Source organism: Lewinellaceae bacterium (assembly GCA_020636135.1).
Lineage (GTDB): Bacteria > Bacteroidota > Bacteroidia > Chitinophagales > Saprospiraceae > JAGQXC01.
Window position 1 is genome coordinate 1 of sequence record JACJYK010000003.1, and the last position, 19,864, is coordinate 19,864.

20 protein-coding genes and 1 pseudogene are annotated in these 19,864 nt (G+C 46.8%); 17 read left to right on the plus strand and 4 right to left on the minus strand.

Annotation, left to right across the window (positions count from 1 at the left end; all coding sequences use genetic code 11):
- Positions 1-308 precede the first annotated feature (308 nt).
- The 4 genes from H6570_19180 to H6570_19195 all read left to right on the plus strand — a co-directional run bounded on the left by H6570_19180 (position 309) and on the right by H6570_19195 (position 3,451).
- Positions 309-1,448 carry a Fic family protein gene (locus H6570_19180; GenBank protein MCB9321411.1) on the plus strand — a complete coding sequence of 380 codons (1,140 nt, stop codon included), beginning with the start codon at positions 309-311 and terminating at the stop codon, positions 1,446-1,448.
- Between the two features lie 107 nt (positions 1,449-1,555).
- The gene (locus H6570_19185; protein MCB9321412.1) at positions 1,556-2,218 is read left to right on the plus strand and encodes a VOC family protein; all 663 of its coding nucleotides are present in this window, start codon (positions 1,556-1,558) and stop codon (positions 2,216-2,218) included.
- 165 nt (positions 2,219-2,383) lie between these two features.
- On the plus strand, positions 2,384-3,070 hold the full coding sequence (locus H6570_19190; protein ID MCB9321413.1) for a DUF2490 domain-containing protein: 687 nt from the start codon (positions 2,384-2,386) through the stop codon (positions 3,068-3,070).
- 27 nt (positions 3,071-3,097) lie between these two features.
- Positions 3,098-3,451, plus strand: coding sequence for a DUF488 domain-containing protein (locus H6570_19195; GenBank protein ID MCB9321414.1), 354 nt, complete (start codon positions 3,098-3,100; stop codon positions 3,449-3,451).
- Here H6570_19195 and H6570_19200 read toward each other — a convergent pair.
- The 4 genes and pseudogenes from H6570_19200 to H6570_19215 all read right to left on the minus strand — a co-directional run bounded on the left by H6570_19200 (position 3,448) and on the right by H6570_19215 (position 6,076).
- A complete protein-coding gene (locus H6570_19200) occupies positions 3,448-4,149 on the minus strand; it encodes a helix-turn-helix transcriptional regulator (GenBank protein ID MCB9321415.1) in 702 nt (233 codons plus the stop codon). The two genes, H6570_19195 and H6570_19200, sit on opposite strands and share 4 nt — an antisense overlap.
- A gap of 122 nt (positions 4,150-4,271) precedes the next feature.
- Positions 4,272-5,054, minus strand: a complete 783-nt coding sequence (locus tag H6570_19205; GenBank protein ID MCB9321416.1) for an MBL fold metallo-hydrolase — start codon at positions 5,052-5,054, stop codon at positions 4,272-4,274.
- A gap of 2 nt (positions 5,055-5,056) precedes the next feature.
- Positions 5,057-5,410, minus strand: coding sequence for a cupin domain-containing protein (locus H6570_19210; protein ID MCB9321417.1), 354 nt, complete (start codon positions 5,408-5,410; stop codon positions 5,057-5,059).
- A pseudogene (locus tag H6570_19215) lies at positions 5,385-6,076 on the minus strand (DJ-1/PfpI family protein). The gene H6570_19210 and the pseudogene H6570_19215 overlap by 26 nt, the downstream one beginning before the upstream one ends.
- A gap of 286 nt (positions 6,077-6,362) precedes the next feature.
- On the opposite strand from H6570_19215, the gene H6570_19220 reads away from it, so the two are divergent.
- From H6570_19220 to H6570_19280, 13 genes are all read left to right on the plus strand, one after another.
- A complete protein-coding gene (locus H6570_19220) occupies positions 6,363-7,691 on the plus strand; it encodes a TolC family protein (GenBank protein MCB9321418.1) in 1,329 nt (442 codons plus the stop codon).
- 5 nt (positions 7,692-7,696) lie between these two features.
- On the plus strand, positions 7,697-8,962 hold the full coding sequence (locus H6570_19225; protein ID MCB9321419.1) for an efflux RND transporter periplasmic adaptor subunit: 1,266 nt from the start codon (positions 7,697-7,699) through the stop codon (positions 8,960-8,962).
- On the plus strand, positions 8,959-9,699 hold the full coding sequence (locus H6570_19230) for an ABC transporter ATP-binding protein (GenBank protein MCB9321420.1): 741 nt from the start codon (positions 8,959-8,961) through the stop codon (positions 9,697-9,699). The genes H6570_19225 and H6570_19230 overlap by 4 nt, the downstream gene beginning before the upstream one ends.
- Entirely contained in the window at positions 9,699-10,919 is a 1,221-nt protein-coding gene (locus H6570_19235) for an ABC transporter permease (protein MCB9321421.1), read from the plus strand. Before H6570_19230 ends, H6570_19235 begins: the two co-directional genes overlap by 1 nt.
- Positions 10,912-11,946 carry a histidine kinase gene (locus H6570_19240; GenBank protein ID MCB9321422.1) on the plus strand — a complete coding sequence of 345 codons (1,035 nt, stop codon included), beginning with the start codon at positions 10,912-10,914 and terminating at the stop codon, positions 11,944-11,946. Before H6570_19235 ends, H6570_19240 begins: the two co-directional genes overlap by 8 nt.
- Positions 11,947-11,951: 5 nt before the next feature.
- Positions 11,952-12,482, plus strand: coding sequence for a hypothetical protein (locus tag H6570_19245; protein MCB9321423.1), 531 nt, complete (start codon positions 11,952-11,954; stop codon positions 12,480-12,482).
- A gap of 121 nt (positions 12,483-12,603) precedes the next feature.
- A complete protein-coding gene (locus H6570_19250) occupies positions 12,604-13,329 on the plus strand; it encodes a response regulator transcription factor (protein MCB9321424.1) in 726 nt (241 codons plus the stop codon).
- 63 nt (positions 13,330-13,392) lie between these two features.
- Entirely contained in the window at positions 13,393-14,343 is a 951-nt protein-coding gene (locus H6570_19255) for an esterase family protein (protein MCB9321425.1), read from the plus strand.
- A gap of 14 nt (positions 14,344-14,357) precedes the next feature.
- Complete coding sequence (locus H6570_19260; GenBank protein MCB9321426.1) at positions 14,358-15,089, plus strand: SDR family NAD(P)-dependent oxidoreductase; 732 nt, start codon at positions 14,358-14,360, stop codon at positions 15,087-15,089.
- Between the two features lie 81 nt (positions 15,090-15,170).
- Positions 15,171-16,421 carry a multidrug effflux MFS transporter gene (locus tag H6570_19265; protein ID MCB9321427.1) on the plus strand — a complete coding sequence of 417 codons (1,251 nt, stop codon included), beginning with the start codon at positions 15,171-15,173 and terminating at the stop codon, positions 16,419-16,421.
- Between the two features lie 78 nt (positions 16,422-16,499).
- Entirely contained in the window at positions 16,500-17,081 is a 582-nt protein-coding gene (locus H6570_19270; protein MCB9321428.1) for a Crp/Fnr family transcriptional regulator, read from the plus strand.
- A 92-nt stretch (positions 17,082-17,173) separates the two neighbouring features.
- Positions 17,174-18,370, plus strand: a complete 1,197-nt coding sequence (locus H6570_19275) for an MFS transporter (GenBank protein MCB9321429.1) — start codon at positions 17,174-17,176, stop codon at positions 18,368-18,370.
- Between the two features lie 51 nt (positions 18,371-18,421).
- Positions 18,422-19,819 carry a DUF4038 domain-containing protein gene (locus H6570_19280; protein MCB9321430.1) on the plus strand — a complete coding sequence of 466 codons (1,398 nt, stop codon included), beginning with the start codon at positions 18,422-18,424 and terminating at the stop codon, positions 19,817-19,819.
- The last annotated feature ends 45 nt before the right edge of the window (positions 19,820-19,864 follow it).

Here is a 19,864-nt window from a genome sequence, read left to right on the forward strand (position 1 = left end):
TTTATATTCGCTTACACAATCATTCTGATTGTCAACAAGGTTTTTGCCCTTGTTTTCCTTTGATTATCACGGTTTTGTTGCCTATTTGTTGCCCAAACACTATAAACCCTTGACTATCAATTAAAGTTATTTTTTGTATCGGAAAATGAATGAGCCAGCAAATCTCTAATTCGCGTAGTCGTATTCGGAGAAAAGTGGATCTATCCACCCCTGATTTACCTGAAAACTAAGGCATGGAAAGTAAAACTATCTTAATTTTATTTTACTTTTGGACATAAAAGTAAAATATCAGCATTCTTGTTTTACTTATGACACATAAGATAGAGCAGTTTGATGCCGGTCATTGGGAAATGGGATCCGGATACAAGTATTTCGTCCCTACTAGGATCAACGAACAATGGGAGTGGCAAAGCGCTGAATTGAATGTCCTATTGGAAAAAGCGTCCTTCAAACTTGGGGAGTTGAATGCCTATGCACATCGTGTACCCAATATCAGCCTCTTCATTCGACTTCATGTAACCAAGGAGGCTGTTGTATCTAGTCGAATAGAGGGGACAAAAACGGATTTTGACGAGGCTTTACTTCCGGAGGAGGAGATCGACCCAGAGCGCCGGGATGATTGGAAAGAGGTGAATAATTACATTCGAGCCCTTAATTGGGCCATAGAAGAATTGGACCATTTACCCTTATCTACCCGGTTATTAAGGAATACGCACCAAATATTACTGGAAGGTGCCAGAGGTGAGCACAAGTCGCCGGGGGAATTTCGAAGTAGCCAAAATTGGATTGGTGGAAGAAGCCTGGCCGATGCTGTATTTATACCTCCTGCTCATCATCACCTCTCCGCTTTGATGGGAGATCTGGAGAATTTTCTACACAATGAAAACATTCAGGTTCCGGCCTTGATCCGAATTGGTATTGCTCATTATCAATTTGAAACGATTCATCCCTTTCTCGACGGTAATGGACGTATTGGGCGTTTGCTTATTATCCTTTTTCTGGTGAGTCAACAACTATTAGCTGAACCATTACTCTACTTATCCGCATTTTTCGAAGAGGATCGTGACCTTTATTACGATAACCTAATGAAGGTGAGAAAACAAAACGATCTTTTGCAATGGCTCAAATATTTTTTGGTGGGTATTGCCCAAACATCAGATAAGGCTACCACTACTCTTTCCAACCTATTAGATTTGAAAAATGATCTGGAGAAAAGGATAAAAATCAATTGGGGTAGAAGAATTTCATCGGGCCTTCAATTGATCAATCATCTGTTTGAGCACCCCATGATCCGGGTGAAAACGGTAGAAAAAGTATGTAAACTCAGTCCCAAAGCAGCAAATGATCTCATCGCTAGCTTTGTAGATGCCGGTATACTGAAAGAGATCACCGGCCAAAGCCGGAATCGTGTCTTTATTTTTGAGTCTTACATAAAACTATTTGAATAAGCCTCCAGGAGCACTGAGTGCGATTGACTAAGGCGAATTCATCCCGGCTTGAGGTACGAACCTGGGGACCTAAGGCTTCATGAGTACATTAAACCGAAACAGACCAAATGAAACAACCACTCAAGGCATCCTTAGACCACCTGATTTTTGCATCCTATGCGCTGGAGGATGGCGTCAACTTCATAGCAGAAAAACTTGGGGTAAGTCCGCAGAAAGGTGGTCAGCACCTGACCATGGGAACCCATAATGCCGTTTTGAAGCTCGGGGATTTCGCCTACCTGGAAGTGATCGCCATTGACCCTGAACTGCCCGATCCCAAAAGACCCCGGTGGTTCGGTCTGGATAACCTGAAACCAGGCGACCCTCCGGGATTGCTGACCTGGGTTATTCGAACGAACGACATCGGAGAGACCATTAAAAATTCAAATTTGCATCTCGGCAACATACTTGACTTACACCGGGGTAGCTACCGGTGGAGAATTGCTATCCATGAGGATGGCCGGATGCCGCTGCAGGGAATTGCGCCCACCGTTATCCAATGGCAAAACGAAAACCACCCTTCAGCACGATTACCGTTTTCAGGGGTAACCCTGACAAGTTTGTTGGCCATACATCCTGCTGCTAACGGACTGAAAACCACCTTAAAGGCATCCGGCTTTAGAGATGAATCCGGCCGATTTCAAATTGAGAAGGGCGATACCCCAAAATTGAGGGTGACATTAAACGGATTAAAAGGGGATGTCTCATTCGATGCATCCTATTTATACTAAGAGACCGCCCAGCGCCTCAAGCTGGTCAGCGCATTCATAGTTCTTTGCCTGGACTTTAATCACCGGTTGATAAGTCCCACTTCCTGTCAACTTCTTGATCCGTATGGCGTTTATCCATAAATCGCTTTCTTTCCATTACCGAACCAACAAAAGTCCGACCAGCTGATGACTCATTTTACCAGGTACCTTCTCGTCTTTGTATGTGCACTCTTCACCCTCACCGCTGCCATTGGCCAGGACACCGATTCGGGCGCCTGGTACATGTATTTTGGCAACAACAAGATCGGCAAGAACCTCTACTGGCACAATGAGATCCAGTACCGCAATCACAACTGGGGCGGCGATCTGGAGCAGCTTTTACTGAGAACGGGGGTCGGTTTTAATTTGACTGAAAACAACAACAATTTGCTGTTAGGTTACGGTTATATCATCAGCCAGCCTTACCACCAGAATGAAAAATCAGAAATCCTCGAGCACCGCATTTTCCAGCAGTTCATCAATAAGGAAACCATTGGTCGCGTAGCTATCCAAAATCGCTACCGGCTGGAGGAGCGCTTTGTGTCTGAAGATTACAAAATGCGTTTCAGGTACTTTATGGGCTTCAATATCCCCCTTTCCCAATCCAGGATGGCACCCAAAACCTTGTATCTATCCCTTTACAACGAGATCTTCCTGAACCTGAATGCCCCCGTATTTGATCGCAATCGAGTGTATGGGGCCCTGGGTTATACCATCAATAACACCCTGAAAGTAGAAGCCGGGTATATGACCCAGCTTTACGAAAACAACTACCGCGGGCAATTTCAACTGGCCGTATTCAATACGATGCCGTTCTCATCCAGGAAAGAGTGAGGACCCTTCCGGGTAATCGCAACTGCCATGTCGGGTAACATCCACATCAAACGCATTTATGAGCCATGCCAGCCCGATGACGGCTACCGCGTGTTGGTAGACCGCCTCTGGCCCCGGGGTGTTTCCAGGCAAAATGCACAATTGGACGAATGGATGAAAGACATTGCCCCTTCAAACGAATTGCGCCAATGGTTTGGCCACCGCCCCGAACGCTTTACTGAATTCAGCACCCGTTACGAAGCAGAACTGCAATCCTACCAACCGGATTTATTGCGTCTGAAAGCATTGGCTGAACAGGAAGGATTATGCCTGTTGTATAGCGCCCGTAATGAACTTTACAATCAGGCCGTCGTCCTGCAGCGGGTGATCCGGGAACTTTAGAATTGCATGGATTTAACCGATTCCTGGTAGGCAGATGGAGACATCCCGGCATGGGTCTTAAAAAATCTCGAAAAATAAAACGGGTCATTAAATCCCAATTTAAAGGCAATTTCCTTCAACATTAAATTTTCGTATTGAATGATCCGCTTCGCTTCCGAAATGATTAAACCGTATAACACGTTTTGCGCTGTCTTTCCGGTGTGCAATTTGGCCAATTCATTCAGCCGGGCAGTGGTCGTATGAAGCTGCCGGGCAATTTCAGACAATGAATAATTCTGCTCAAAATGATGACGTATAAATTCAAGAAATTTCAGAAATAATGCATCCGGTTTCCATACTTCACCTCCCGCCGCAAGCTTAGCCCGGTTTATCTCCACCAACACCAGTCCGATGCGCGCGTGGACCGAGGTCAGGTATTGAAATGGCTCCGTTTTTATTTCTTCGGAAATTACGGCCAGGTGGTCCTCAATGGGGTGTGCCTCCGGAATTGCGATAACCTCGTTGTAATCAAAATGACAAAATAAACTGTTCTGAAAAATCAACTCGATGTCGCTATCGGATTTACACATAAAATCATAGGTAAATTCCAATACATAACCAGATGCACCGACAACCTCCATAAAGGCATGGTATTGGCCGGAGGTTATGGTTAATACTTCGTTTTTATGAATGGATAGCTCCTTATGATCAACCACCATTTCTATCTTTCCCTTACTGCACCAAATCAACAGGTATTTTTTCACCCGACAAGGGCTAGCGAGTCGCACGTCTCTGATGTCGTATAGGTCAACCAAATGATTTATGATTTATGATTTATGATCTAGATGTATCTATCCAGTGATTTAATCAATAACTCTTTGGCATTGGTTACATTTTGATATTTCCAAAAACCATAAATTTCATCGAAATCCATACCGGCCATTTTATTTTTTATCCGCTGAACTTCGGAAATGGGCAGAGGAATTTTATTCGGGTAACTGTACATCACCGAAAAGTGTTTTAAACTCAGGGACAGATTAAAGGTGTCACCGCAAAGTATAGCTCCTTTTTCGGATAACGAAGGCACATATAAGATGCTGCTGCCCGGAAAATGTCCACCAATTTTGTGTAATTCAATCCCATCCCAAAAATCAACCTTATCGCTATCCCAATATTTTATCCATTTGCCCGGATAAACGACAAAGTTTTTTTCGGATTCGGGCAGATAAACCGGACATGAAAAAGCTTCTGCCCAATCGTGCATATTGCTGTAATAATGCGGATGAGAAATGGCTATCGCCTGGATACCCCCTTTGTTCCGGATAAAATGCCTGGTGGCCTGATCCAGTAGCGGGATGCAATCCCAGAGCACATTGCCTCCGGGTGAACAGACCAATAGCGCCCGTTGACCGATGGCAAAAGTAGGCGCCAGGACGAACTCGTATAAATTGGGTTTGATGGCCCGGATAGCCGTCGTATGCCGCGCCGAAAGTTGTCCTGCTGTGGTCCACTGCTGTCCTTCCAAGGGGACATATTGACGGTCATCGGCACAGATCAGACAGACACTTTCTCCGGATTCTGCCGGATACTGGGTACCACATGTCGCGCATATTTTATTTTCCATCCTCATGACTCAAGCAAAATAACCTCTTCCGGAATAGAAAGCAACAAGACACACCCATCCGCAGAACAGACACCGTGTTTGCCGGTAGGGGGTGTATACAAATGATCACCTGCCTCCAGCCGGGCACCGGCCACTTCGCAACTTCCTTCCAGAACGAAGATCTCCTCTCCGGCGGGATGCACATGGTAAGGATAACGTGCGCCTTCGGAGAACTTTAACAAGATGGTTTTTGACCGGTTGGTTTCCGGATCAAACCGCAGGGATTTAACAAAAAGTCCCGGATAATGAACTCCTTTTTCCACTAATGGATTCCAGGCTGTCTGTTCACTTTTAGTGATGTAATTCTGAATATTCATGTTCGATTAATTTATGGATTAATAATTCTTCTTCAACCCGCTGCCTCTGGAATTTACCGGCCATTTTTTCCAATAAATCGAGGGAAGCCAGATAACTCACCAGATTGCCGTTGGACGAAATAAATTTACCGTCCTGGACGACAGAATACAGGGTATCATCCTGGACCAATACCTTTGGGTAGGCCTTTTGCAGGGACTCACTGCCTCCGCAATAGGTAACCAACCGGCTGCCATCCGCCACCCCGGATTCTCCCAGGAGAAAAGCGCCGGCACAATGGCTGGCCGTATATTCCGTCTGTTCATTTTGTTCCCGGATAAACCGGATCAGTTCCTGGTCTTTAACCTGAGCTTCCAGTTGAACAGAACTGGGTACAATCAAAACATTGGAAATGGAATAATCCGGCAATACCTGATCCCTTCCTCGCTGGAAACCGAGTCGATTTGCTTTGCTATGAGGGATACCTCAAATAATTGACTTCCACTTGAATCTTTTTTGGTGAATACGTCAAATGGAGCAGTCATCTCATTGGCAAGGAATCCATCAAAGATCAGTACGCCAATGTGTCTTAATTTTTTTTCTTTCATGCGTTGATCATTTTTTATTTCAAATTGATTGAATCCGAATAACAAGAGTGGCAGGATAATCCAGTAGGGAGGGATGGTCATTTGTTCGATTATAAAGCAAAGTTATGGCTGATCGATCGGGTGTGAAATGGACGATTTGGGGATTCACATGGAACATTCAGAATCAAGATCGATTATGGATGCTTAACCGTTCCCATTGGATTGGGAGTCCCAAAACATTCTTCAGCCCATCTGTACCGCGCACAGCTCATGCGAAGTAGTAACTATGATTGCCCAGAACGTTGAGAGAATCCCGGGATTGGTAGATTTCATTTTACATCTCCCTTAAACAGGGAACATCTTTGTAGCAAACAGATGATCCAGAATTTTGAAAAAGAACACCACATATTATTGCATCCTGGCGATCCTGGTGACCACCATCAATTACCTGCCGGCCCAGGACCAATCCTGGTCACTGAAACAGTGTATTGATTATGCTACCGAAAATAACCTGAATGTTCAGGCGGCCAAACTGGACAAAAAAACGACCCTGTTGAATTATCAACAATCCAAATTCAACAAGTGGCCGAGTGCTTCGGCAAATGTTTCCAACAATTTTGCCAACGGTTCGAGCATAGACCCCATCACCAGTGACTTCATCAATTCAAGCATCTACTCTAACAGCATCAACATCAATTCATCCGTAACACTTTACAGCGGAAACCGGGCAAACCTGCAAATCGAGAAGTACGAGATCCTGCTCAAACAAAATAATCTGAACATTGAAGAATCCAAAAACAACATTAAACTGAGTATCCTTGAAGCCTACATTCAGGCTCTGTATTACAAGGAGAGTATTGAAATTGCCCAAAACACGCTGGAGTCTTCCCAGAAACAACTGCAACAGGCGCAGACCCAATTCGATAATGGCGCACTTGCCCGCAAAGACCTCGCTGATCTGGAAGCCCAGGAAGCATCCAACAAGCACAATATCGTTATCGCATCCAGTACGTATCAGCAACAATTGCTGAGGCTTAAACAGCTCCTGGAGCTGGATCCGTCCGCCACTTTTGACATAGAGACACCTGCACTGGATGCGCACCTGACTTACCTGATCCCGGATAAATATGCTATTTACACCCAAGCCGTCAATCACCTGCCGGATGTGCGCAAATTTGATATCTATAAAGCCGGTACGGTAAAGGATCTGGAAATAGCCAAGGCGGCTTATTATCCTACGGTATCCCTTTCTTACGGTTTGGGTACGGGTTATACGTCGACACGTGAATACAGCTTCGCAAAACAATTAAACCTGAATTTGAACAGCTTTGTGGGTTTATCCGTCAGTGTTCCCATTTTCAGCAAATTCTCCAATAAGACCAATGAAAGTCTGATCAAAGTGGAACTGGAACAAACCGATCTGGAAAAACAACAGGCCAGTAAAACATTGTACCAATCCATCGAAACCGCGTGGCTGAATGCCGTGACCAATCAGAGCGAACAAAATTCGTCCGAGGCATTGCGGAATGCAGCCAAACTGTCCTATGATCTGGCCACCAAGAAATTTGAATTCGGTGGGTCCACGACGACGGATTTGCTGGTGACGGAAACCAACTACATCAATGCGGAGCAAGAATACCTCCAGGTGAAATACACCGGATTGCTTTATGAACAACTGTTAAACTATTATCAGGGAAAAGAACTCGGATTCGAATAAAAGCCATGAAAAAAATCATCACAACCATCATCATCATTGCGCTCCTGGCCGCGGCGGGATACTGGGGTTACGGTTATTTTACCAGGACTTCTCAATCACAAATCACGATTGAAACCGTTCAGGTGAAGAAAGGAAATATTACCAATGAAGTATCCGCAACGGGCACCATCGAACCGGTAGAGCAGGTAGAAATCGGCACGCAGGTATCCGGTGAAGTAAGCAATATATACGTCGATTTCAATAGTGTGGTCAAAAAAGGCCAATTGATAGCCGAACTGGACAAAACCAATTTACAGGCAGCTCTCACCGATGCAGAAGCCAGTTACAATGCCGCTCTCAATGAGCTGAATTATTATCAGCAAAATTATGAGCGCCAGAAAAAGATGTATGACGCTGAAGTGGTGAGCAAGGCAGATTTTGAACAGGCTGCCTTCCAGTTAAGCAATGCGGAACAGACGGTCACCCAGCGCAAGTCCAACCTGACGAAAGCACAAACCAATTTATCCTATGGGAATATTTATTCTCCCATCGATGGCGTGGTATTGACCAAGGAGGTAGAGGTAGGACAAACTGTAGCAGCAAGTTACAGTACCCCCACCTTGTTCACCATCGCACGGGACTTAACCAAAATGCAGGTGGAAGCTGACGTGGATGAGGCGGACATCGGCGGGGTAAAAGAAGGACAGCGAGTCACCTTTACCGTTGATGCCTACCCCGACGAATCATTCGATGGGGTGGTATCACAGGTAAGACTGGGTGCAACCGTAACATCCAATGTGGTCACCTATACCGTGATCATTGCGGCAAATAATCCGGAATTAAAATTAAAACCCGGGTTGACAGCAACCATCATCATCTACACCAAAGAGCTGACAGACCAAACGGTCATTGAAGCGAAAGCGCTGAATTTTAAGCCGGACGAAGCCTTATTACAGCAATACAACCAGCAAATTGGATTGACCGAACAACCGCCGATGCCACCGCCAACGGATAACCAGTCAAATGCCATGCCGGCCGCAGCCGGTACATCGCCAATAGGAGAGGATAATAAGCGTAAAATGGTCTGGATTAAGGAATCTTCCGGCGCCCTCAGACAAACACCGGTATCCTTAGGTGAAAACGACGGCATCAATTATCAGGTCCTGAGCGGACTTCAACTGGGCGATGAGGTTGTCTACAGCATGAAGGAAGAAAAGGTAGAGTCATTATCTCCCACCACGGAAGGAGATAGCCCGTTTATGCCTAAACCACCGGGGAGAAGATCAAAATGAAAAAGCCAGTAATACATACGGAAGACCTGAAGCGTGAATTCAGGATGGGTGACCAGATCGTCAAAGCCCTGCGCGGCGTGGACATAACCATTAACGAAGGGGAATTTGTGACCATCATGGGATCAAGCGGTTCTGGCAAATCGACCCTCCTGAACATATTGGGATGTCTGGACCGGGCATCCGAGGGGATCTACCAGCTGGATGGAGCTGCGGTAAAAAACCTCTCACGCAATCAGCTGGCAAAAATCCGCAACACAAAAATCGGCTTCATTTTCCAATCCTATAATTTATTACCCAGAACGACGGCATTGGAGAATGCAGAATTACCACTGATGTATAACTCCAAAATATCAACCAAGGAAAGAAAAAAGCGCGCGATAGAAGCGCTTGCCCGGGTAGGGCTTGAAGACCGTCTTGATCACACCCCCAATCAACTTTCCGGAGGACAGCAGCAACGTGTTGCCATAGCCCGGTCACTGGTAAATCATCCGGTGATCTTACTGGCAGACGAAGCCACCGGCAACCTGGACACCCGGACCTCCTATGAGGTCATGCAGTTGTTCCAGGATCTGAATGACAAAGGGATGACCATCGCATTTGTCACCCACGAGCCGGATATTGTCCGCTTCAGTAAGCGAACGATTGTACTGAAAGACGGAAAAGTCATCCGGGATGAGCCTGTAAGCAACCGCTTAAACGCCGCCGAAGAATTAGCTAAACTGCCAAATGCCGACTGATGAACATCCTCAATCTCTTTCGAATCGCATTTAATGCCATCCGGCTCAACCGGATGCGGGCATTTCTCACGATGTTGGGTATCATCATCGGTGTAGCCTCCGTGATCGCTATGCTGGCTATCGGAGAAGGATCGAAAGAAAGTATTAAGAATAACATCTCCAAAATGGGGTCCAACATGCTGACCATCCGTCCTGGAGCAGGCATGATGGGAGGGGTAAGACAGGGCGCTGCCGAAATGCAGTCACTGACCCTGGACGATTATTATGCCATCAAAAACAATGCGAAGCTGGTAAGTTATGTGACCCCAATGGTCAATGGCAACGGGCAATCCATCAATGGTTCCAATAACTGGCCTACCTCCATTTATGGGATAACCCCGGATTATCTCAATATCCGGGTATGGGGTCTCAAAGACGGCAGTATGTTTACCGAAAGGGATGTTAAATCCAATGCCAAAGTGGCGGTACTGGGACAGACTGTGGTCGAAAATTTATTTCCTGATGGAAGTTCACCGATCGGTAAGACCATCCGGTACAACTCCATTCCTTTTAAAGTCATTGGCGTCCTGGAAGAAAAAGGTGAAAGCACATTTGGACAGGATCAGGATGATATCATTATGGCGCCCTACACAGCGGTTCAAAAACGCATCCTCGCCGTCGATTATCTACAATCGATCGTCGCCTCCGCCGTCAGTGAGGAAGAAGCGTCCGCGGCTGTTGATGAAATCACAGAAATATTGCGCAAGAGTCATCATCTGGCAGAAGGTGATGATGACAATTTTAATGTATTCTCCCAGCAGGAAATGCTTACTACCTTTAGCTCTACCAGTGAGATGCTAACCATCCTGCTGGTAGCCATTGCGAGCATCTCTCTCGTAGTCGGTGGTATCGGCATCATGAACATCATGTACGTGTCGGTCAAAGAAAGAACCCGCGAAATAGGGTTAAGGATGGCCGTAGGGGCCAAAGGAAAAGATATCTTGATGCAATTCTTAATTGAAGCAATCCTGATCAGCATCACCGGTGGACTGATCGGTGTATTGCTGGGGTTGGGAGCAACGAACTTTGTAAAACAATTTGCCGGGTGGCCGACCAGCGTGACACTTTATTCCATTATAGTCTCCTTTATCGTATGTACGCTTACCGGTGTATTCTTTGGCTGGTATCCAGCACGAAAAGCCTCTTCTCTGGATCCCATTACCGCATTGCGCTATGAATAACTCCGTCAACAGAAGATATACCATCCTCCTGCATTTGTTAGTCTGGGTCATCCTCCTGGGATTCCCATATGTTTTGTCACGTCAAACCCAGGAGCTGGGCATGTTGATCCAGCACTCCTGGATACCGACTGCCATGTATGCTCTGGTCTTTTATGTGAATTATGCTTATCTGGTACAAAAATTTTTCTTTACCCGTAAGCTGCTCTATTTCATCGTCATCAACCTCGTTCTGGTAGCTGTGCTCGTCACCGTAAAACAGGAATTGATCTTCAATTTATTTGCTGAACAATCGATACCACAAAACGATGCACGACCTAGGCCGCCAAAAGGCTTGTTTGTGTATATCGATATCATTTCCCTCATTGTCCCCATTGCTTTTGCAGTGGCTCTGAGCCTGGCCAATCGATGGAAAAAATCCGAAGCAATCCGCAATCAGGCCGAGACTGAAAAATTACAATCCGAATTAAAACACCTGAAATATCAATTACAGCCGCATTTCTTTTTTAACGCCCTGAATAATATTTATGCAATGGTGGAGGTGTCACCTCAAAATGCTCAAAAAGCCATCCATAATTTAAGCAAATTAATGCGCTATTTCCTGTATGAGACCAATGAAGAAAAGGTACTCCTGTCCAAGGAAATAGATTTTCTCAACAAATTCATCGAATTAATGAAGCTTCGCTTCACCCAAAACATAACCGTACATACTGATTTTCCGGTGGAAATACCACAGGTGATGGTTGCTCCGCTTTTATTTATCGCTATCGTTGAAAACGCTTTTAAGCACGGTGTTTCAGCTACCACCCCCTCCGATATTACATTTAAAATAAATTGCAGTAACAACTGGGTAAATTTTACTTCCATCAACAAGAACTTTCCAAAAAATATTGATGACATCAGCGGGTCCGGCATTGGACTGGAAAATCTGAAAAAAAGACTTGATCTGATATACCCCAATGCCTACCAGCTTGTCACTGAGATCGACGACGAAAATTATTACAAAATAACATTGGCAATAAAATATTAAACATTATGAAGAACACCTTATTTGTCACCATCCTAATGATGGCCTGGTATGGCATTGCAAATGGGCAAAATCAAATCCCGCAACGAGAAAACAGACCGGGTATGTCCACTCCAATGCAAGAATTTGAAAAAATCAAACCCGAATTAAATCTTTCGGCCAAACAGGAAAAAAAGCTTCAAAAGCTTTATACGAACAGGCAAAAGCAATTTGAACAGATGCATCCCATGGCCAACGGAGACCACTCCGGGCAACCAGACATGAATCGGGGAGAAGGAAGAAGACCGCCACAAGGAGAAAATGGTGAACGCCCGTCAGGCCCTCCACCATCCATGAACGGCGGTGATCACCAGGGTCCTCCACCCAACGGACCGGGTAACAACAAGCAAAACCCCAATAGTGCCTACGAACCCGACCAATCAGAGAAGATCCAGGCCCGGGAAGAAAAATTTGAAACCAGGGTCAGAAAAATCCTTAATGAAAAGCAGTTTGAACAATGGCAAAACATTCGGGCTGATCACAAGCCTGGGAACAAATAATGCCCTTCGCCCAAAAACGATTAACACCGTTTTATACGTCCAGCATTGAAATGAAAGAATACCAGATGCTTAAGTTATTTGGTATTCTTTCTTTATATTGTTTATCCCGATATCTTTTCAAATGGATCATGTAATTACATGTCTGGTGGTGGATGATGAACCGATGGCTTTAAACCTGATTGAAAGCTATGTGCTGAAAACCCCGTTTTTATCCTTACTTAAAAAATGCTCCAATGCATTGGAGGTGGTTGATTATTTATCCAATCATACCGTAGATCTGATCTATTTGGATATCCAAATGCCGGATCTGTCCGGATTGCAATTGTCAAAAGTACTGCCTCCTGCAACCAGGGTTATATTCACGACTGCTTTTGATAAATATGCGGTTGAGAGTTACCGGGTGGATGCACTGGACTATTTATTAAAGCCATTCGATTATGAGGAATTCCTTCAGGCATCCGTGAAAGCTCAAAAATGGTTTGCTCTTCGGAAGGATGCAGACGAACGGGCGGTACACCCTCAGAACGATTACTTTTTCATAAAATCCGAGTATAAACAGATAAAAATAAAATTTGAGGATGTCCTTTTTATTGAAGGATTGAAGGAGTATGTGAAAATATGGGTTGTCAACATGAAAAATCCGTATTTAACCCTGATGCCCTTAAAAAAAATTGAAGAAGAATTGCCCAAATCCCAATTTATGCGTGTCCACCGGTCCTACATCATTGCTTTGAATAAAATAGATTCGGTAGAGCGGAACCAGGTCATCATAAACAACCACAGGATTACCATCTCAGAACCCTACCGTGAAGTCTTTCAGGAGTTTCTGAAAAATAAGTCGCTTTGATCTCATGGTCCGATTGATTTGGGTGTTGTAACTTCAACCATTTAGCATTAACCATTAGAAGTCATGAAATACGGGTTGCTTGCCTATTTTTTACTCTGCGGTCTGATTACCCTATCGGCTCAACCCACCATCCGAACCGGGATTACGCTGACCACAGATCATTTTGCACAACCAGGAGTGCCCAGCGGAACACTGAATGGTCCCTTTGAATTTCACAGTAAGATCATCACCGGCACCGTCCGCCAATACTGGATTTATGTTCCGGCACAATACGATGCATCGCATGCAGCAGCCGTACTGGTCTTTCAGGACGGATACCGAACCACGAATCCACGCGGGTCGATCCGTGCCCCACAAGTTCTGGACAACCTCATCGACCAGGGAGCCATGCCGGTCACCATCGGTATTTTCATTTCTCCCGGCAACCGGTCTGAAACCTATCCGGATAACCTGGGTTCCAGCAATCCGGACAACCGGGCCCAGGAGTACGATGCCATGGACGATCGCTATACCCGCTTCATTGTCGAGGAGATGTTACCCCTGGTAGGTCAATCATATAATCTCACCAACGATCCCGAGCAGCGCGTCATAGGAGGGACCAGTAGTGGAGCCATCGCTGCTTTCACCGTAGCCTGGCACCGGCCCGATGTATTCCGTAAAGTGTTCAGCGGCATCGGCAGCTATGTCTCCATCGGATTCCGCCCTGAAGAAAATCCCATCAAGCTGGGAGGGCAGGATTATCCGGCCCTGATCCGGAGAGAGCCCATTCGCCCCATCCGTATCTTTCTACAGGACGGCACACACGATCTGAGCAATGAATGGGGCAACTGGTATCTGGCCAACCAACAAATGGAATCCGCGATGAACTATGCCAACCAAAATGCGGATGCCAAAGGTGTTGCCGGAGCCCGATACCAACTGAAAGTGGTGTGGACCGACGGGGTGCACAGCGATAAAGACCCGGGCGGCCTGCTCCCGGAAGGGCTACGCTGGTTGTGGGAAAGTATTCAATAAGTATTTTGAATTGAATGGCACGCATTTTCATCACCGGGTCCGCGGATGGTTTGGGCCACCTGGCAGCCCAACATCTGGTCCACCAAGGTCATCGTGTCGTATTGCATGCGAGAAATACCCAGCGGGGAAAGGACGCATTACACAAAGTACCAGATGCGGAAACGGTGCTAACGGCAGATTTGTCAAACCTGGAAGAAATCCGGCGACTGGCCAGCGAAGTCAATGATCTGGGCCAATTTGATGCCGTGATCCACAATGCAGGCATTTACCAGGCATCCAGTCATCAGTTATTTACCGTTAATACCCTGGCACCCTACGTGCTGACCTGCCTCATCAACCAGCCCGGGAGGCTGATCTACCTCAGTTCTGGCATGCACCTCCATGGAGATCCGAGCCTGACAAAGATCCAAGCTCAACGAACCAGTTATTCGGATACCAAGTTACACCTGGTAATCCTGGCTAAAGCAGTGGCCCGTCAATGGACCGGGACCTATTCCAATGCTGTGGATCCCGGCTGGGTACCCACCAAGATGGGTGGTCGTGGAGCACCGGACAGCCTGGAACAAGGGTATCTGACCCAAGCCTGGCTGGCAGTGAGCGACGAAAACCAGGCTCACGTGAGTGGCTGTTATTTCTACCACCAAAAACAAGAGCGATACGCCAGGGTAGCCGATGATATCCCTGTACAGGATGGCTTGGTAAACTTTTGTGCCCAAGTCACCGGTGTGTCCTTTCCATCCGGGTAAACGGTGCTTGCTCCATACTGCCTTTTTATTTGAAGGCCACAATTCCTCTCAGCATCTTACCTTTGCATCTTTCCTCGCACTATGAATGAACGTAAGACCACCAAACGCTTTTATCTGATCCTCACGCTGGGATTACTCACCGCCATCGGTCCCTTTTCGATCGATATGTACCTGCCTTCATTCCCCGATATCGCCAAAAGTCTGAATACCTCCATCGCACAGGTGATGTTGTCGCTCTCCAGCTTTTTCATCGGTATCTCGGTGGGCCAGTTGATTTATGGGCCTTTGCTGGAGCGGTATGGCCGGAAACGACCACTGTATGTGGGGCTTTCGATCTATCTGGTAGCGTCGGTTGGCTGTGCATTGGCCGGATCGGTAAACTACCTGATCGTCATGCGGCTGCTGCAAGCGTTAGGCGGATGTGTCGGTATGGTGGCCGCCCGGGCAATGGTCAGAGACCTTTTTGCAGTGGAAGAAAATGCCAAAATATTTTCCAGCCTGATGCTGGTCATCGCCGTGTCACCGATCATAGCTCCTACGCTCGGCGGATACATCACCGCAGCCTGGGGCTGGCGCTGGGTCTTCGGCGCCCTGATCATCATCAATCTGATCATCCTGGCAGCCGTGCATTTTATGCTTCCGGAGAGTAAAGCACCAAATCCACAGTATTCGTTAAAAGCCCGGTCGATTTTTCAAAATTTTGCGGAGATCTTCAAACACTCGCAGTTTTTCACTTATGCCTTCACCGGGGCTATTGCCGCTTCCGGCCTCTATGCCTACATCAGCGGATCGCCAAATGTCTTCATGGAAATATTCCAGGTGAGTGAAAAACAGTATGGCTGGATATTTGCCACCATCGCGGTCGGTATCATCAGTGCGAGCCAGTTTAACAATCTTGCCCTGCGTAAATATTCGAGTGAGCAGATCCTTAAGGTCACCCTTCCCCTGCAGAGCATAATCGGTCTCACCCTGGCCGTTTTGGCTGCCTTGGATATGAATGGATTATTCCTGACCATCTTCCTGATTTTCCTGTTTCTGGCCTGTCAGGGATTTATTTTCCCTAATGCCTCCGCTTTGTCGATGGCTCCTTTTGGCCACAGTGCAGGCAGCGCTTCCGCATTGATGGGCGCCATCCAGATGTTCATCGGATCAGCCGCTTCGGCGCTGGTCAGCGTGCTGCATTTTCAGTCCACCCTGCCCATGGCCGGAGTGATGGCCTTATGTGCAACCCTGGCATTGCTGGTCTTCACCTTCGGAAACCGGAGGATCCTGCGGAAAGCCAACAGGACCATCATCGAGGAAGAAGATGTGGAGATGATCAGCACCTTGTAAAGGGAAGAAGCATTCGGAAAGTAAAGTTCCCTTACAGGATTTGGTAATAATTTCCCGATTGGTGTAAATTCCGATATCGTGTCCGACCAAGAACTAAACGAATTTCTTCATCATCTGAACTCGATTCATCCGCTGTCTTCAGACAGTCGCCGCGCGCTGATGGAGCTGGTGGCTTTTATTCCTGCCGAAAAACAGGAAATCCTCCAACCGATCGGTAAGACCTGCCGGACGATTTATTTTGTTCATCACGGAGCTGCAAGGATCTTCTATTATAAGGAAGAAAAAGATGTCACGGAATATTTTGCATTTGACCGGGACATCATTATCCGGGCTGAGAGCCTCTTTACCGGTAAGCCAAGCAATAAGGGCATACAAGCGATCGAGCCCACCACGTTTGTTGCCCTGGCAGCCGATCCGCTTTTTGGACTTTTTGACCTGCACCGGGATATCGAGCGCCTGTTTTACAAACTGGTTGAGAAATCCTATTGCGACACCCTGCAGCGTTTGGAGCATTTGCAATTCCGTACTGCCGAAGAGCGTTACCGGGTATTGATGAGTCAGGCGCCCAGGATCATCCAAAAAATACCTTTAAAATACATTGCTTCCTACCTGGGCATCACACAGGTCAGTCTGAGCCGGATTCGTGCTCAATTGGGTTAATTTATCCGATTTAGAATTCAGTCCGGGCTTCCGGATTTTATTTATCAAATGTTAAAGGAAAACCTGTAGATCCTTCCGTGCTTTGTCCCGGTATGGCAGTCAAACTTGGTCTTCGGGAAAACTGGAAACAATTCACCATTCTGGTCGTCATCAATGCTTTGGTGGGTGGTATGGTGGGACTGGAGCGGTCTATTCTCCCCGGGATTGCAGAGCAAGACTTTGACCTGACAGCCAAATCCGCTATCCTGTCTTTCATCGTTGTATTTGGTATCAGCAAGGCCATCACCAATTACTATGCGGGCATTCTGGCATCCCGGTTCGGCCGGAAAAAACTGTTGGTTGCCGGATGGATGGCGGGCATTCCTGTCCCATTAATCCTGATGTTCGCCACCGGTTGGAATGGTATCATTGCTGCCAATGTGTTGCTGGGCATTAACCAGGGACTCACCTGGTCCAGTACGGTCGTCATGAAAATCGATCTGGTGGGGCCAAAGGAAAGGGGGCTTGCGATGGGCATCAACGAATCGGCAGGCTATCTGGCGGTGGGAGCAACCGCTTTTTTGACGGGATGGATCGCTTCCGAATACGGGTTGCGTCCCTATCCATTTTACCTGGGATTATTCTTTGTCATTGCCGGCATGCTTGGCAGCTTGCTTCTGGTAAGGGATACCACGCCTCATGTAGAACTGGAAAATGAAAGTACGACCATTCCTGCGCTGAGAAATGTTTTTTTAGACACCAGCTGGCGGCAGCCTACGCTCGGTGCCATTACCCAGGCCGGCCTGGTGAACAATCTGAACGACGGTATGATCTGGGGATTATTGCCTTTACTATTGAAGCACAAGGGGTTCTCGCTGACCCAAATTGGTAGCATTGTGGCAATCTATCCAGTCGTGTGGGGACTATTACAGCTGGGCACCGGAAAGCTGGCAGACGTCTGGAATAAGAAAGATATGCTGATCGGCGGCATGCTCTTACAAGGTATGGCTATAATCTCCATGGTTTGGGCCTTTTCATTCAATGCATTCATTGTCCTGAGCATTTTACTGGGCCTGGGGACTGCATTGGTTTACCCCACTTTTCTGGCTGCCATTACACAGAACACAACTCCGCAGCAGCGGGCCGGCAGCATCGGTGTTTTCCGGTTGTGGAGAGATCTGGGGTATGCCCTGGGTGCATTGCTGACTGGCGCGATAGCAGACCGGTTCGGGATGGTTGAAGCTATTGGATGGACCGGAACAATCACCCTGTTATCAGCTGTCATCATCCTGGTCAGAATGAAATCCTAGTCGGGTATGGGAGGATAGGCTTATCTTAATTGCAAATCGTTCTGCATTAAGATGACAAAGCGTGGGACTTATACTTCAGTAATAGCAAATGTTCCGGTCTGCCTCATTATTTTTCTACTGTTAATCAGCATTCCACTGGCAGCCCAGTTTCCATTGCGCCTGAGTCCCAATCATCGTTACCTGGTCGATTCCGGTCAGCAACCTTTTTTAATCAAGGAATTTTCCGCCTGGGGATTAATACAAGCGCTTTCCGAAGCGGATGAATCTGCCTTTCTGGACAGCATAAAACTGCGTGGTTTTAATACCGTACTGGTTAGTGTGATCAGCAATGCAACCAGTCAAATGGGCGGTAACCCTCCCTACTGGCAGGGTATATCCCCGTTTCAGATTGAATGCGATTTCTCAACACCCAATGAAACTTATTTTCAGCACGTGGATCGCTTTCTGGCCATGACCCGGGAGAAAGGATTTTTAGTGTTGCTCGTGCCCTGTTACCTCGGCTATTTCACCGACGGAAGCCAGGGATGGTGGGATGAGGTTCGCAGCGCCAACAACTCACCGGATAAAATGCGCACCTATGGTGAATTCCTGGGCCGCCGTTACCGGGAGTCATCGAACATCGTCTGGGTAGCCGGCGGGGATAACGATGCAAAAGATCAGGATGAGCCCTATATGCAAGCCCTCATTTCAGGCATCCGGTCTGCAGATGATCAACATCTATGGACCGGTCATTTTGACAATACCTCAGGAACATTCTGGTCTACCGACAACCCCAGATACCGGTCTATTATGGAGCTCGATGGACTCTATGTCTGGAAAGAAATCTCACTGGGAGATCGGGGTCCGCACTACCGGGCTGAACTTGAACAATACGGAAAAGGAAAAATGATCTTTCAGCTGGATATGAGCTATGAGCATGATGTACCTCACTATGCCGATAATGAGGATCCGCGATGGATGCGTCGTAAAATGTACGATGGGTTGCTGAGTGGATGCGCCGGCACATCCTTTTCCTCCGGCACATTAGACAATCAATGCTATTGGTTTAAAAACTGGAAACCGCTGATGAACACCCCCGGCATGGAGTTGGCCAACAATTGTTTTAAACTGTTTGATGCTCTTCCCTGGCAAAATCTTATTCCTGACACCAGCGATCAGGTCCTTCTTAATGGTAGAGGGACATTTGGCCAGCTGGATTTCGCCTGTTCTGCTAAGACCATAGATGGCTCATATTACGTTGTCTACATCCCTTCCGGGCGTACCATGTATTTCAATCTGAGCGCTATATCCGGAAAAACCTTTCGTATGCATTGGTACAATCCCCGTACCGGCGTTTTTATGTTTATCGGTCGTGTGGGGAAGGACCCTCATTTCGGAGTGGTAACACCGGATACGGACGATTGGCTGCTTGTGTTTGATGCAAATCCAGACTGGCAAATACCCGATTAGCCTGGATACCCCCGGAATTACTTATTTTCCGAACCCAATTAAAAT